Raw genomic sequence first — 14,612 nt, 5'->3', positions numbered from 1 at the left:
CAAGGTGGCATCGCCTGCCAGCGGGAGACGGTCTGCTAAGCTTATCTGTCATTACGGTATGAAAGGAAAAGACTAATGGAACTGAGCGATTGCGCCATTCGGGACATCAAAGCGGGAAAAAACGTCAGGATAATTCGTCCGTCGAATATTTATCAGTGCGAGCTTCAGGATAATGTCTTCGTCGGACCTTTCGTCGAGATACAAAAAGGATGCGTGATTGGTCGCGACAGCCGTATCCAGTCGCATACCTTCATTTGCGAAAACGTTACCCTCGGCGAGCGCTGTTTTATCGGTCACAACGTCTCCTTTGCCAACGACCTGTTTAAAAGCGGTGCGCCAGACCCTACGCCGGAAAACTGGATCAGTATAACGCTGGGCGATGATGTCACCGTGGGGAGCGGCGCGACTATCCTTGCACCGTCTATTTGTGCCGGGGCCGTCATCGGCGCGGGAAGCGTGGTGGTGAAAGCGATTACGGTAAAAGGGATTTATGCGGGCAATCCGGCGAGGTTAATTCGGACGTTGTAAATCATCCCGCGCCTGTAGGCAGCACGGGATAATCGGCGTAAAAATGCTCAGGGAACCGGTGTCACCAGCGGCGCACCAGCGAACCAGGCCTCAACGTTTTCCAGCACCAGGCGCGACATCTCCCGACGCGTTTCCCAGGTCGCACTGGCCATATGCGGCGTGATCACCACGTTGTCGCGCTGCTGCAACGCTACAGGAACATCAGGCTCATGGGCAAAAACATCCAGTGCTGCTCCGGCTATGGCGTTATTTTCCAGTGCAGCGACCAGCGCATCCTCGTCGACCACGCTACCGCGCGAGATATTAATCAGCACACCTTCCGTCCCAAGCGCTTCCAGCACGGCCTGATTGACCAGCGCTTTCGTCCCTTCGCCCCCCGGCGCGCACACCATTAGGAAATCACTTTTCTGCGCCAGCGTCAGCAAGTCGGGGACAAATTCCCATGTCAGCGCACTGTTTTGTTGACGATCGCTGTAGAAGATCTCCATATCGAATGCCGCCGCCCGTTTGGCAATGGCCTGTCCGATACGCCCCATACCGAGAATACCCAGCCGTTTGCCAGAGACTTTGCGCGTCCACTGAAAACCGCTCTTGTGCCAGCCTGCCTGTTCGATAAATTTCTGCGCAGCAACAATTTTACGTGAGGCTGCCAGCATCAATCCCATCGCCAGGTCAGCGACATCATCAGTCAATACGCCAGGCGTATGAGTGACATCAACTCCCGCATCACGCGCTGCGGCCACATCCACGCCATCATAACCTACACCAAAAACGGCAATCAGTTTCAGCGAGGGAAGAGTACGAATAAATTCACGCGTGACCACCGCCTCACCGTTAGTAATAACCACCATGATCTCACCGGCAATCGCCTGCAATTCGGTATCAGACAGATGTGCTAAATCGTATAAATCATAATGCTGGCTAAGTTCTGCCGTTAGCGCATCCGGCAGGCCCGCTTGTTTAAGTACTTTCTGTTTCATAGCTTTTCCGATATTAAGAAAGACGGGAGGCGGTATCTTTAGATATCCGGGACGGCGCAGGACGCGAAACCATGATCCCGATAATGCCCCCAATGATGAGCGCCACGGCAACAATCAGCAGCCCGTAGTGATAGCTGTTAGTCGCATCTTTAATTTTGCCGAGTAGCGGCGGTAAACCGAGACCCACGAAATTCGCGACAGTATTGATAAAAGCAATGGAAGCCGCCGCCGCAACGCCCGCCAGTTTCTCGGTCGTTACCGCCCAGAAGATTGGCGTGAGAGCAAAGTTGAAGCCCACGGTCAGTATGAGCAAAACATAGGACACCAACAGGCTGCCTGAATAAATAGCAATCGCCAGCGACAGCCCGGAGAGGATGAGCGGTAATCCTAAGTGCCATGAACGCTCGTTCGTGGTATCTGAATGTCGACCATTGATGTACATAAATAAGCAGGCAGCGATAAACGGCACGGCGGAAAGCAGGCTGATAACAAGATTGCTCTGTTCGCTGGCCATGCTTTTAATAATCAGCGGTAAAAAGAGGGTGATCCCGATGGAGCCAAATGCCTGTAGAAACCACACCAGGCTTAATAACAACACGGTTTTATTTTTCAGGGCGCTGATCCAGCTATGATTAGCACCGACTTCCACACTCGCGTTATCCTGTGCCAGCTGCGCTTTAAGCCACCCTTTTTGCTCAGTTGAAAGCCAAGCTGCATGATCGGGAGATTGTGGTAAACGCCACAGCACCAGTACGCCCAGCACAATAGCGGGAATACCTTCAATGGCGAACAGCCAGCGCCAGCCTGCGATATCCGCAATACCATGCATATTCAGGATAGTACCGGAAATCGGCAGCCCGATTATGGACGCCATCACCGATCCCATATAAAAGAATGACATAGCTCGTGCGCGGTTGCTTTTCGGGAACCAGCAGGAAATATAGTAGATGATGCCCGGCGTAAACCCTGCTTCAGCCATGCCCAGTAAGAAACGCATGATATAGAGTTGCGTGGGAGTATGAACCAGCGACATCCCGGCACTGACGATGCCCCAGGTAATCATGATCCTTGCAATCCACAGCCTGGCTCCCACTTTAGTCATAATAACGTTGCTGGGGATTTCAAAAATAATATAGGAAATATAAAACATCCCTACACCAAGGCCATACATACTGGCGCTCAGACCCAAATCGGCGTTCATTTGTAGCGCCGCAATAGAGATATTCGTTTTATCCAGATTAGCAACGAAGTAACAGATAATAATAAAAGGAATTATCTTCGCATTAAGCTGCCGCAACGTTGTAGAGTACAGATCGGTATTCATAACAGACCCTCGTTCTGCTTTCTAATGACAAAGGGATCCCCTCTGCCACCAGGCAGCCAATTATCATTGATTATTTTATCTATTCAGAATAACGCGATTACCACTCGGCGACAGTACCGTCCGCATGACGCCATAGCGGATTACGCCAGTCCTGAACGTTTTTGCTCAGTTCAATCACTTTCTCTTCGTCAATTTCTACGCCGAGGCCTGGTTTCATCAATGGTTTGAAGAAGCCGCCTTCCATGCTGAAGTCCTCTTTGTTTTTCACAAAGTCGAGCAGTTCCGCGCCTTTGTTGTAGTGAATGCCCATGCTCTGTTCCTGGAATACCGCGTTGTGCGACACAAAGTCGACGTGCAGACAGGCGGCCAGCGCGATGGGACCGAGCGGACAGTGCGGTGCCAGCGCCACATCGTAAGCCTCTGCCATGCCAGCGATTTTATAGCACTCGGTGATCCCGCCTGCGTGGGAGAGATCCGGTTGCAATATCGCCACCCCGCCCGCTTCCAGCACGCGTTTAAATTCAAAACGGGAGAACATTCGCTCGCCTGCGGCAATCGGAATATGGGTTTGTGCAGCCAGGCGTGGATAATATTCTGCCTGCTCGGCTAATACCGGCTCCTCAATAAACAGCGGGCGATATTGTTCCAGCTCTTTAATTAATACTTTGGCCATTGGCGCGCTAACGCGACCGTGGAAATCAAGACCGAACTCAATTTCATTACCAAAGGCTTCACGGATTTGCGCCACGGTATTTACCGCCGCATCCACTTTACGCGAATCATCAATAATGCCTAACTCTTCGCAGCCGTTTAATTTAAAGGTGTCAAAACCAATTTTACGCAGCGTGGTAATTCCCGCGATAGCGTCCGCCGGACGGTCACCGCCGACCCAGCTATAGGCTTTGATTTTGTCGCGCACCAGGCCGCCCATCAGTTGCCAGACCGGGGCGTTATGCACTTTACCTTTGATGTCCCACAGCGCCTGGTCGATACCGGCAATGGCGCTCATCAGGATCGGACCGCCGCGGTAGAAGCCCGCGCGATACATTACCTGCCATAAATCGTTAATTCGCGCCGGGTCCTGGCCAATCAGGTATTCGCCCAGTTCATGCACCGCCGCTTCCACGGTACGCGCACGGCCTTCAATCACCGGTTCGCCCCAGCCGACAACGCCTTCATCGGTCTCTATTTTGAGGAACATCCAGCGCGGGGGTAAACGGTACGTGGTGAGTTTAGTAATTTTCATTTCACAGCCTCTCGATACGCTTTCACAAATGCGGCTGCCTGCTGCGCGGTGCGCTCGACGGACTGTCCGGCGCGATAGAGATCACTGCCCAGCCCGGCACCGACGCAACCGGCGTCAATCCACTGTTTTAAGTTCTCCGGCGTCACGCCGCCGACGGCGAATACCGGAATTTCCGGTGGCAGGACGGCTTTCAGCGCCTTGATATAGTCCGGGCCAAACGCCGAAGACGGGAAAATCTTCAGCGACTGCGCGCCCGCGTCAATGGCATCAAAAGCTTCGGTTGCCGTAGCGCAGCCAGGACAGACCGTCATACCGTGCTCCACCGCACGGCGGATCAGTTCCGGTTTAATGTTTGGCGTCACCATCAGCGTGCAGCCCATTTCAGCGAGCCGGTCAACCTGCTCCAGCTTAAGCACGGTGCCCGCGCCGATCAGCGCTTTATCGCCAAACGCCTTAACCATCGCCGGGATGCTCTTTTCCCACTCAGGGGAGTTCAGCGGGATCTCGACGGCTTCAAATCCGGCCTCAATAACCGCGGCCACGTGGGCGTGCGCCTCGTCGGGTTTAATCCCACGAAGGATGGCGATAAGCGGAAGTTTATTTTGCCACTGCATGAGCGATGCTCCTTATTCCTGCCTGAAATGCGGCGTCGCCGCTCAGCGCCTGACTACGACGCCCAAAAAGTTCGAATGCCCGCTGGTAGCGTGCGGTCAATGACGGACTGGCGACAAGGGTGACGGCCTGCTGCGCCGGGACATAACTGCCCATGCTGGCGACTTCGCTGCCAATCAGCAGACCGGAAAGAAATTCACTCACCTGCTCGCGAGGCCGCACACCCAGCACGTGCGAGGCGCGGACTTCGAACAGACGAGGCAGAATATCGGGTGATTGCAGGCCGCGCTCCAGCCCGGCGTTAAACGCCTCCGGCGAGTTGGTCTGCTCCGGCAGACCCGCGCCCACCAGCGTATGCTTAAGCAGCACGTGGTGAAGCTCGCCGGTCATCACCGTGCGGAAATCTTCAACGCGATCATCGTTAACCCGTACCCATTTGCAGTGCGTACCGGGCATCACGTACAACGCGGAAGGCATTAGCGTATGTGCGCCAATCAGTTGCGTCTCTTCGCCGCGCATCACGTTATGGTTATCGTCGCGGTTGATACACAGGCCCGGCACGATCCAGACGTTCTCCTTCACGCGGGTAAGTTGCTCGCCAATATCGGCAAGGCGCGCCGGGCAGGAAAGATAAGGCACGTTTACCCAGCCCGCGTTACTTCCCACCATTCCCGCCATCACAATCGGCGTATTTTCCTCAGCCCAGCCCTCGGTAACCTGCGCCAGCACCGCATCAAACGTGCGGCCGTTCAGACGGGTGATCCCGGCTTCCGACTGCCGGCTCTCGAGGCAATTATCGCCTTCATAACGCCAGGCGCGAAGGTTGGTTGAACCCCAGTCGATAGCAATGTAGCGTGATGTCATGTGATGTCCTTTAACCTTCTGGTCGAGCTGGCAATCATTGTCAGCGCTGCCTGTTCTGCTGCGTTGCCGTCCTGATGCCGTATCGCATCGAACAGCGCCTTATGTTCCTGAAGCGTTTTTGGCATATTGGCCTCATCGCCCATCCAGGTGCGCTCAAAGACCGCACGCTGTAGCGAGCTGATCGCCACGCTTAGCTGCTGCAATACCGGGTTATGGACCGCATTGAGCACCGCTTCGTGATAGCGAATATCCGCCTCGTTAAACGCATCCCGATCCTGGTTGTTGGCGATCATGTCGTTTAATGCCGCCTCAATCTGCGCCAGTTCACTGGAGGTCGCTCGTTCTGCCGCCCAGCGGGCGATGGCGGGCTCCACCAGATTACGTACTTCACTCATCGCGCTAATCAGGCGCGGGTCGTAATCATTCTCCAGCACCCATTGCAGCACCTCGGTGTCGAGGTAGTTCCACTGGTTGCGCGCGGCGACAAATGCGCCGCGATAGCGCTTCGTCTCAATCAACCGCTTTGCCGTCAGCGAGCGGAACACCTCGCGAATAATATTGCGTGAGGTTTCAAACTCTTCGCACAGATCCGCTTCAGAAGGCAGCGCGGCGCCAGGGACATATTTGCCGCCCACAATCTGTCGCCCGAGAGTAACGATGATGCGGTCTGTTTTGGTAATGGTCATAGAAAGTCCTTAACGCGGTTTCGCTGCCATTACTTTATCCCCGTTGATGTAAAAACCCCCAGCATTGACGTACAAATTTGTGTGGTCTTCATCGTTCTGTGAATTGATAGTAGTACAATCAATATGTGTGGTACTACAATTCAGATCACAAAAACGACAATTGGTAAAAAATCGTTAAATCTTTTTGTGGGCAATTTTCCGCTTTCCACTTCACGCAGACTTCACCACCGCCGGGTAATGTTGCGCCATGGCAACCTAACCCAGGTGAAAAAATGGAACATTTCGATGTAGCAATTATCGGGCTTGGCCCGGCAGGCGCAGCGCTGGCCCGCCAGCTGGCGGGCAGGATGCGGGTGATTGCGCTGGATAAAAAGCGGGAACAAGGAACGGAGGGGTTTACTAAACCGTGCGGCGGATTGCTGGCCCCGGATGCGCAGCGCTCTTTGATACGCGCTGGCCTGACATTACCGGTGAGCGTAATCGCCAATCCGCAGATCTTCAGCGTGCGTACCGTGGATTGCCAGTCGGGGCTGACCCGTAATTATCAGCGCAGCTATATCAATGTGAACCGCCATGCGTTCGATCTCTGGATGAAGTCGCTGATCCCTTCTGACGTCCGGGTGCATCACGACACGCTATGCCGCCGGAGCTGGCGCGACGAGGGGCGCTGGCATGTGCTTTTTAGCGTCGATGGAGAGGAACAGGAGATCACCGCCCGCTATCTGGTTGGCGCGGACGGCGCAAATTCCATGGTCCGCCGTTCTTTATATCCCGATCATGAGATCCGCAAGTACGTCGCAATCCAGCAATGGTTTGCCGAGAAACACGCCCTGCCGTTTTACTCCTGCGTTTTTGATAACACCCTGACCGATTGCTATGCCTGGAGTATCAGTAAAGATGGGTACTTCATTTTTGGCGGCGCATTCCCGATGAAAGAGGGCCAGGCGTGTTATGAAGCCCTGAAAGATCGGATGCAAGAAGCCGGTTATCAGTTTGGCCCGGTCATCAAAACGGAAAAATGCACGGTGCTGTATCCTTCACGCTGGGCCGACTTTGTCTGCGGTCAGGAAGATGCGTTTCTGATCGGCGAAGCGGCCGGGTTTATCAGCGCCAGTTCGCTGGAGGGAATTAGTTATGCGCTGGACAGCGCGGAACTGTTAGGTGATGTGCTTATTACCGGTCAGCCCAATGCCAATAAACGCTACCGATCCGCGACGCGCGGACTACGGCTGAAGCTGTTGGGGAAAATATTCAAGGCCAGATTGCTGACGCAGCCACGGCTTCGCCGGACGATAATGCGTAGCCGCATCAGCGATATAACGGTGCGGGGTTAATTCAGCACAAACTTCTCAATGGCCCAGGCCACGCCGTCATCCAGGTTAGATTTGGTCACGAAATTGGCAATCTCTTTCACCGGATCGATGGCGTTATCCATCGCCACACCCATTCCGGCGTATTCAATCATCGCAATATCGTTTTCCTGATCGCCAATCGCCATAATTTCTTCCGGTTTGATCCCCAGCGTATCGGCCAGCGATTTCACGCCGGTACCTTTATTCACGCGCTTATCAAGGATTTCAAGGAAGTACGGCGCGCTTTTCAGGACGGTGTACTTCTCTTTGACGTCCTGCGGAATGCGGGTAATGGCTTTGTCGAGGATGGCCGGTTCGTCGATCATCATCACTTTCAGGAACTGCGTCGCCGGGTCCATTTTCTCCGCTTCACAGAACACCAGCGGAATGGTGGCAACGTAGGATTCATGGACGGTGTAATAGCTGATATCGCGGTTGGCGGTATAGAGCGTGTTGCGATCGAGCGCGTGGAAATGCGACCCCACATCACGGGAGAGCTGTTCCAGATAGCGATAATCATCATAATTCAGCGCGGTTTGCGCCACGGTGCTGCCGTCGCCTGCTTTCTGCACCAGCGCGCCGTTGTAGGTGATGCAATAATCACCCTCTTGCTCCATATGAAGCTCTTTCAGATACTTATGCACGCCAGCATAGGGACGTCCGGTGGTGAGCACCACGTTCACGCCGCGCTCGCGTGCGGCAGCAATCGCGTTTTTAACGGCGGGAGAGATGCTATGATCCGGTAACAGCAACGTGCCGTCCATGTCGATTGCGATAAGTTTAATAGCCATGATATCCCCGATTAGATGAGTCCTGACTCATGCTAACGCGATTCCGCTCAAAAAACAGTAAAGAAAACGAGGATGAAAAAGGGAAGCCGGAGCCCCCTTTTATACGCATGTGCGGGCGGGGTTCTGTAGGCCTGATAAGCACAGCGCCATCAGGCATTTCGCAACACCTGCCGGATGCGGCTTGCGCCTTATCCGGCAGGGCGTTTACAGGTTAAATATCAATATTCGCCGCTTTCAGCGCGTTCTCTTCGATAAACGCACGACGCGGTTCAACCGCATCGCCCATCAGCGTGGTGAACAGCTGGTCGGCAGCAATCGCATCCTTCACGGTTACGCGCAGCATACGGCGGCTTTCCGGATCCATGGTGGTTTCCCACAGCTGCTCCGGGTTCATCTCGCCCAGACCTTTATAGCGCTGGATAGCCAGCCCGCGGCGGGACTCTTTCACCAGCCACTCCAGCGCCTGCTCGAAGCTGGCGACCGGCTGACGGCGCTCGCCACGTTCGATAAAGGCGTCGTCTTCGATCAGGCCACGCAGTTTCTCGCCGAGCGTGCAAAGGCGACGATACTCCGCGCCCATCACGAATTCGTGATCCAGCGGATAGTCGGTATCCACACCGTGAGTACGCACGCGAATAATCGGCTCGAACTGCTGCTGTTCCGCATTTTCACGAATGTCGTATTTCCACACGCTGCCATGCTGTTCGTTCTCGTTCAGAACGGTAATGAGCTGAGACACCCAGCGGGTCACGGTCTGCTCGCTGGACAGGTCGCCTTCGCTCAGCGTTGGCTGATAAACCAGCTCTTTCAGCAGCGCACGCGGGAAGCGACGCTCCATCCGGTTGATCATCTTCTGCGCGCCGTTGTATTCCGACACCAGACGCTCCAGTGGTTCGCCTGCCAGCGCTGGCGCGTTAGCGTTAGCATGCAGAGAGGCACCGTCGAGAGCGATAGAGATCTGATACTGATCCATCGCTTCATCGTCTTTAATGTACTGTTCCTGCTTGCCTTTCTTCACTTTGTACAGTGGCGGCTGCGCGATATAGACGTGGCCGCGCTCAACGATTTCCGGCATCTGACGATAGAAGAAGGTCAGCAGCAGGGTACGGATGTGCGAACCATCGACGTCGGCATCGGTCATGATGATGATGCTGTGATAGCGCAGTTTGTCCGGGTTGTACTCATCGCGACCAATGCCGCAGCCAAGGGCGGTGATCAGCGTGGCGACTTCCTGCGAGGAGAGCATCTTGTCAAAGCGCGCTTTCTCGACGTTGAGGATTTTACCCTTCAGCGGCAGGATCGCCTGATTCTTACGGTTACGCCCCTGTTTTGCCGAGCCGCCCGCCGAGTCCCCTTCCACTAAGTACAGTTCAGAGTGAGCCGGGTCGCGTTCCTGACAGTCCGCCAGTTTGCCCGGCAGGCCAGCCAGGTCCAGCGCGCCTTTACGGCGGGTCATTTCACGGGCACGACGCGCCGCTTCACGGGCACGCGCAGCGTCGATAATTTTGCCGACCACGATTTTAGCGTCGGACGGGTTTTCCAGCAGATATTCGCTCAACAGTTCGTTCATCTGTTGTTCAACCGCCGATTTCACCTCAGAGGAGACCAGTTTGTCTTTGGTCTGCGAGGAGAATTTCGGGTCCGGCACCTTCACGGAAACCACGGCAATCAGCCCTTCACGCGCATCGTCGCCGGTGGCGCTGACTTTGGCTTTTTTACTGTAGCCTTCTTTGTCCATGTAGGCGTTCAGGGTACGGGTCATCGCCGCACGGAAGCCAGCAAGGTGCGTACCACCATCGCGCTGCGGAATATTGTTGGTAAAGCAGTAAATGTTTTCCTGGAAACCGTCGTTCCACTGCAGGGCCACTTCAACGCCGATACCGTCTTTTTCGGTAGAGAAATAGAAGATATTCGGGTGGATCGGCGTTTTGTTCTTGTTGAGATACTCAACAAACGCCTTAATGCCGCCTTCGTAATGGTAATGATCTTCTTTACCGTCGCGCTTGTCGCGCAGACGAATGGACACGCCGGAGTTCAGGAACGACAGTTCACGCAGGCGCTTCGCCAGAATTTCATATTCGAATTCGGTGACGTTGGTAAAGGTTTCATGGCTTGGCCAGAAACGGACCTGCGTCCCGGTCACGTCAGTGTCACCGGTTACCGCCAGCGGAGCCTGCGGCACGCCGTGGACGTAGATCTGCTGATGGACTTTACCTTCGCGGCGGATCACCAGCTCCAGCTTCTGCGACAGGGCATTAACCACTGAAACGCCCACGCCGTGCAGACCGCCGGACACTTTATAGGAGTTGTCATCGAATTTACCGCCTGCGTGCAGGACGGTCATGATGACTTCCGCCGCCGACACGCCCTCTTCCGGGTGAATGCCGGTCGGAATACCACGGCCATCGTCCGTTACGGACACGGAGTTATCGGCGTGGATGGTGACGACGATATCTTTACAGTGACCTGCGAGCGCTTCGTCGATAGCGTTATCTACCACCTCGAATACCATGTGGTGCAGACCGGTGCCGTCATCCGTATCGCCGATATACATACCCGGGCGCTTACGCACCGCATCCAGTCCCTTCAGGACTTTGATACTGGAGGAGTCATAAGAATTCGACATCAACGTTTCTCGCTCATTTTATCTTGGGTTAATCCGCTATTTTACCCTTTTCCACGGTGAACATCTTCGAATTTTTGTCCGACATGTCCAGAACGTGTTCAGCGCTAATGGCGCTGACGAAGACCTGCGACTGCGTGGCTTTTAAGCGGCTGGCAAGCAGACCGCGACGCGCATCGTCAAGTTCAGAGGCAAAATCATCTATCAGGTATAAACAGCGCCGTCCGCTTTCGCGGGTTAAAAATTCTCCCTGTGCCAGCCGTAGCGCGCACATCAAGAGTTTAAGCTGGCCGCGCGACAGGGTGTCTTCCACCGGCGCGCCGTCAGCACGAATGCGAAAATCGGCCTTGTGTGGGCCGTGCGCGGTGTAGGTCAGCATACGATCGCGCTCGAAGCTGCGTTCGAGCACATCGGCATACTCCGTCTCTTTATCCCAGCCGCGCTGGAAAGAGAAGGTAAGGGTGAACTCGGGTAAAAACTGTTTGCAGGTATCCGCCATGTCTTCAGCAATGGCGGTACTGTATTCGGCGCGCCAGCGGCTGATTTGCTCCGCCAGCGGGATCAGTTCTTTGTCCCACGGACGCAGTTGCGCATAGTGGCTCACCTGGCGCAGCGCGGCATTACGCTGTTTAAGCAGCCGCTTGAGGTTGCTCCAGGCGGTAAAAAAACCAGCTTCGTTATGAAAGCATCCCCAGTCAAGGAACGCTCTTCTGTATTTGGGGCCGCCGTTGAGTAAAGTAAACCCCTCCGGGGTAATAAGCTGCATCGGCATCAGGTGCGCCAGCTCTGCCACTTTATGACCGTCGGTGCCGTCAATACGCACCTTGCTGTCGCCCAGCTTGTCTTTGGTCAGGCCAATGGAGACTTCCCGCTCTTCTCCCTGCAACCGTCCGTGCAGGACAAATGCATCCTGCTCATGACGGATCACGCGGCCAATTTGCAAACTGCGAAACGCCCGGCCGTGGCCGAGCGTATAAATGGCTTCCAGTACGCTGGTTTTGCCGCTGCCGTTCGCACCCACCAGGAAGTTAAAGCCGGGGGAAAGGGCGAGATCCGCGTTTTCGATATTGCGAAAATCGCGGATCAATAAACGCGAGAGGGACATTACAGTCTCATTGGCATAACAACATAGGCTGCGCTTTGCGAAGCAGCATCTTCAATCTGTACGCTCGACACGGAATCCGTCAGCATGATGCGGACGTTTTCACATTTCAGCGCGTTCAGTACGTCCAGCACGTAGCTGACGTTGAAGCCGATTTCCATTTCTGTGCCGGCATAGGTGACGTCGAGAATTTCCTCAGCTTCTTCCTGTTCCGGGTTGTTAGCGGTGATTTTGATCTGGTTTTCACTCACGTACAGGCGCACGCCACGGAACTTCTCATTGGAGAGAATGGCCGCACGGGCAAACGCCTGCTTGAGAATATCGCAGCCCGCTTCCAGATGTTTATCCGGGTTTTTCGGCAGGACGCGGCGATAGTCCGGAAAACGACCGTCAACCAGCTTCGAGGTAAAGATAAAGTCGCCAACGTGCGCGCGAATGTTGTTACTGCCGATCTGCACGCGCAGCGGGGTATCGCCGCCGTCAAGCATACGCATCAGCTCAATGACGCCTTTACGCGGCACGATCACCGAATGGTTAGGCAGCGATTCGCCCAGCGGCATAGAGCAGACCGCCAGACGGTGCCCGTCGGTGGCCACGGTACGCAACTCTTCGCCTTCGGTTTCGAACAGCATTCCGTTGAGGTAGTAGCGCACGTCCTGATGGGCCATCGAAAACTGAGTGGCTTCAATCAGACGCTTCATCGTCGCCTGCGGCAGCGTGAATTCGACCTCGCTCTGCCAGTCGTCCAGATTCGGGAAATCCGCGGCAGGCAGCGTGGAGAGCGAGAAACGGCTACGCCCGGAGCGCACCAGCATACGGTCGCCTTCCAGTTTGACGTCGATTTCAGCGCCTTCCGGCAGGCCACGGCAGATATCAAAGAATTTACGCGCCGGCACGGTCGTCGCGCCCGGCTCGTGCGACTGATTAAGCGACACGCGTGCCACCATTTCCATTTCCAGGTCGGTGCCGGTCAGCGACAGCGTACCGTCTGCGACCTGCATCAGGAGATTACCCAGAATCGGCAGCGTAGGGCGTCCGCCTAAAGGACCACTCACCTGCTGTAGCGGTTTTAATAAATGTTCACGTTCAACGGTAAATTTCATAGGTCACGACGATAATGTTCGGATTAAATTAGAGAAATCTTCTTTAATATCATGGCTTTCTTCACGCAGCTGCTCGATTTTACGGCAGGCGTGGAGCACGGTAGTGTGGTCGCGACCACCAAACGCATCGCCGATCTCCGGCAAGCTGTGGTTGGTCAGCTCCTTTGCCAGCGCCATCGCCATCTGACGCGGACGAGCTACCGAACGAGAGCGGCGTTTTGACAGCAGATCCGCCACTTTGATTTTATAGTATTCCGCCACCGTCTTCTGAATGTTATCGATGGTGACCAGCTTTTCCTGAAGCGCCAGCAGATCGCGCAGCGCTTCGCGCACGAAATCGATGGTAATTGCCCGGCCAGTAAAGTTGGCGTTGGCGATCACGCGGTTCAGCGCCCCTTCCAGCTCACGCACGTTTGAGCGCAGGCGCTTGGCAATAAAGAACGCCACCTCGCCTGGCAAACGAATGTCGTTTTCGTCCGCCTTTTTCATCAGGATCGCCACGCGGGTTTCCAGCTCTGGCGGTTCGATCGCTACCGTCAGACCCCAGCCGAAGCGGGATTTCAGACGATCTTCCACGCCGTTGATCTCTTTCGGATAGCGATCTGAGGTGAGAATGATCTGCTGATTGCCTTCCAGCAGCGCGTTAAAGGTGTGGAAAAATTCTTCCTGAGATCGTTCTTTATTGGCAAAGAACTGGATGTCATCGATTAACAGCGCATCGACGGAGCGATAGTAGCGTTTAAACTCTTCGATCGCATTGTTTTGCAGGGCTTTTACCATGTCCTGAACAAAGCGCTCGGAGTGCATATAGACCACTTTCGCGTTGGGCTTACGCGCCACGATGCCATTACCCACCGCATGCAGAAGGTGCGTTTTACCCAGCCCGGTACCGCCATATAAAAACAGCGGGTTATACGCGCCGCCAGGGTTATCCGCCACCTGGCGGGCCGCCGCGCGCGCCAGCTGGTTAGATTTACCTTCGACGAAGTTATCAAAAGTGTGTTTGACGTTAACGTTAGAGCGGTAGGTTGGTGCGGCAGGCGCGGGAACGTTATCCCAACTGGAGCGCGCGACCGGAGCCGGACGTGGAACGTGGACCTGCGCCGTCGGGGCAGGAGCCGCCACGCTGACCGCCCCTTTTAAGGTCTGAGAAACGGGTTTTGTACCGACCTCAAAACGCATCTGCGGCGCGTCTGAACCGCAAAATTCATTAAGCAGTCCGTTGATATTATTGAGGTATTTGTCCCTTACCCAATCGAGTACGAAACGGTTTGGCGCATACAAAGCCAGCGTGTTATCGCTCAATTCCGCCTGCAACGGGCGTATCCACATACTGAATTCTGTGGCTGGTAACTCATCCTGCAATCGGGCAAGACACTGCTGCCAAAGCGAAAGTGACAC

Annotated in this window: 13 protein-coding genes; 2 read left to right on the top strand and 11 right to left on the bottom strand. The window is 54.9% G+C overall.

All coding sequences use genetic code 11. The annotated features are described in order from the left end of the window. Nucleotides 1–75 precede the first annotated feature (75 nt). Nucleotides 76–528, top strand: a complete 453-nt coding sequence (locus tag P0H77_RS00065) for an acyltransferase (protein WP_276160528.1) — start codon at nucleotides 76–78, stop codon at nucleotides 526–528. Nucleotides 529–575: 47 nt separating this feature from the next. Here P0H77_RS00065 and P0H77_RS00060 read toward each other — a convergent pair whose 3' ends face one another. From P0H77_RS00060 to dgoR, 6 genes are all read right to left on the bottom strand, one after another. Beyond that, entirely contained in the window at nucleotides 576–1,508 is a 933-nt protein-coding gene (locus P0H77_RS00060) for a 2-hydroxyacid dehydrogenase (RefSeq protein ID WP_276160527.1), read from the bottom strand. Nucleotides 1,509–1,521: 13 nt separating this feature from the next. Then, nucleotides 1,522–2,832: an MFS transporter gene (locus P0H77_RS00055; protein ID WP_276160526.1), complete on the bottom strand. Its 1,311-nt coding sequence runs from the start codon at nucleotides 2,830–2,832 to the stop codon at nucleotides 1,522–1,524. Nucleotides 2,833–2,929: 97 nt separating this feature from the next. Next, nucleotides 2,930–4,078 (bottom strand): galactonate dehydratase, encoded by a 1,149-nt coding sequence (gene dgoD / locus P0H77_RS00050; RefSeq protein WP_276160525.1) that lies wholly within the window; start codon nucleotides 4,076–4,078, stop codon nucleotides 2,930–2,932. Beyond that, nucleotides 4,075–4,692, bottom strand: a complete 618-nt coding sequence (locus P0H77_RS00045; protein WP_276160524.1) for a 2-dehydro-3-deoxy-6-phosphogalactonate aldolase — start codon at nucleotides 4,690–4,692, stop codon at nucleotides 4,075–4,077. Before P0H77_RS00045 ends, dgoD begins: the two co-directional genes overlap by 4 nt. Next, on the bottom strand, nucleotides 4,676–5,554 hold the full coding sequence (locus P0H77_RS00040; protein WP_276160523.1) for a 2-dehydro-3-deoxygalactonokinase: 879 nt from the start codon (nucleotides 5,552–5,554) through the stop codon (nucleotides 4,676–4,678). Before P0H77_RS00040 ends, P0H77_RS00045 begins: the two co-directional genes overlap by 17 nt. Next, nucleotides 5,551–6,240: a D-galactonate utilization transcriptional regulator DgoR gene (gene dgoR / locus P0H77_RS00035; protein WP_276160522.1), complete on the bottom strand. Its 690-nt coding sequence runs from the start codon at nucleotides 6,238–6,240 to the stop codon at nucleotides 5,551–5,553. The genes P0H77_RS00040 and dgoR overlap by 4 nt, the downstream gene beginning before the upstream one ends. 272 nt (nucleotides 6,241–6,512) lie before the next feature. Here dgoR and P0H77_RS00030 point away from each other — a divergent pair, with 272 nt between their 5' ends. Further along, complete coding sequence (locus tag P0H77_RS00030) at nucleotides 6,513–7,574, top strand: FAD-binding protein (RefSeq protein WP_276160521.1); 1,062 nt, start codon at nucleotides 6,513–6,515, stop codon at nucleotides 7,572–7,574. On the opposite strand, the gene yidA is transcribed toward P0H77_RS00030, so the two are convergent. From yidA to dnaA, 5 genes are all read right to left on the bottom strand, one after another. Then, the gene (yidA, locus tag P0H77_RS00025) at nucleotides 7,571–8,383 is read right to left on the bottom strand and encodes a sugar-phosphatase (RefSeq protein WP_276160520.1); all 813 of its coding nucleotides are present in this window, start codon (nucleotides 8,381–8,383) and stop codon (nucleotides 7,571–7,573) included. The two genes, P0H77_RS00030 and yidA, sit on opposite strands and share 4 nt — an antisense overlap. Before the next feature lie 211 nt (nucleotides 8,384–8,594). Next, nucleotides 8,595–11,009, bottom strand: a complete 2,415-nt coding sequence (gene gyrB / locus P0H77_RS00020) for a DNA topoisomerase (ATP-hydrolyzing) subunit B (RefSeq protein ID WP_276160519.1) — start codon at nucleotides 11,007–11,009, stop codon at nucleotides 8,595–8,597. Nucleotides 11,010–11,037: 28 nt separating this feature from the next. Further along, nucleotides 11,038–12,111, bottom strand: a complete 1,074-nt coding sequence (recF, locus tag P0H77_RS00015; RefSeq protein WP_276160518.1) for a DNA replication/repair protein RecF — start codon at nucleotides 12,109–12,111, stop codon at nucleotides 11,038–11,040. Next, nucleotides 12,111–13,211, bottom strand: coding sequence for a DNA polymerase III subunit beta (gene dnaN / locus P0H77_RS00010; RefSeq protein WP_276160517.1), 1,101 nt, complete (start codon nucleotides 13,209–13,211; stop codon nucleotides 12,111–12,113). Before dnaN ends, recF begins: the two co-directional genes overlap by 1 nt. A 3-nt stretch (nucleotides 13,212–13,214) precedes the next feature. After that, entirely contained in the window at nucleotides 13,215–14,612 is a 1,398-nt protein-coding gene (dnaA, locus tag P0H77_RS00005) for a chromosomal replication initiator protein DnaA (RefSeq protein ID WP_276160516.1), read from the bottom strand.

The organism is Superficieibacter sp. HKU1 (assembly GCF_029319185.1).
Lineage (GTDB): Bacteria > Pseudomonadota > Gammaproteobacteria > Enterobacterales > Enterobacteriaceae > Superficieibacter.
This window is presented reverse-complemented; position numbering and strand designations above follow the sequence as displayed.

What these genes read in the sequence shown, in the direction of transcription:
- P0H77_RS00065 (WP_276160528.1), top strand. Translation starts at nt 76, where the DNA reads ATGGAACTGAGCGATTGCGCCATTCGGGACATCAAAGCGGGAAAAAAC.
- P0H77_RS00060 (WP_276160527.1), bottom strand. Translation starts at nt 1,508, where the DNA reads ATGAAACAGAAAGTACTTAAACAAGCGGGCCTGCCGGATGCGCTAACG.
- P0H77_RS00055 (WP_276160526.1), bottom strand. Translation starts at nt 2,832, where the DNA reads ATGAATACCGATCTGTACTCTACAACGTTGCGGCAGCTTAATGCGAAG.
- dgoD (WP_276160525.1), bottom strand. Translation starts at nt 4,078, where the DNA reads ATGAAAATTACTAAACTCACCACGTACCGTTTACCCCCGCGCTGGATG.
- P0H77_RS00045 (WP_276160524.1), bottom strand. Translation starts at nt 4,692, where the DNA reads ATGCAGTGGCAAAATAAACTTCCGCTTATCGCCATCCTTCGTGGGATT.
- P0H77_RS00040 (WP_276160523.1), bottom strand. Translation starts at nt 5,554, where the DNA reads ATGACATCACGCTACATTGCTATCGACTGGGGTTCAACCAACCTTCGC.
- dgoR (WP_276160522.1), bottom strand. Translation starts at nt 6,240, where the DNA reads ATGACCATTACCAAAACAGACCGCATCATCGTTACTCTCGGGCGACAG.
- P0H77_RS00030 (WP_276160521.1), top strand. Translation starts at nt 6,513, where the DNA reads ATGGAACATTTCGATGTAGCAATTATCGGGCTTGGCCCGGCAGGCGCA.
- yidA (WP_276160520.1), bottom strand. Translation starts at nt 8,383, where the DNA reads ATGGCTATTAAACTTATCGCAATCGACATGGACGGCACGTTGCTGTTA.
- gyrB (WP_276160519.1), bottom strand. Translation starts at nt 11,009, where the DNA reads ATGTCGAATTCTTATGACTCCTCCAGTATCAAAGTCCTGAAGGGACTG.
- recF (WP_276160518.1), bottom strand. Translation starts at nt 12,111, where the DNA reads ATGTCCCTCTCGCGTTTATTGATCCGCGATTTTCGCAATATCGAAAAC.
- dnaN (WP_276160517.1), bottom strand. Translation starts at nt 13,211, where the DNA reads ATGAAATTTACCGTTGAACGTGAACATTTATTAAAACCGCTACAGCAG.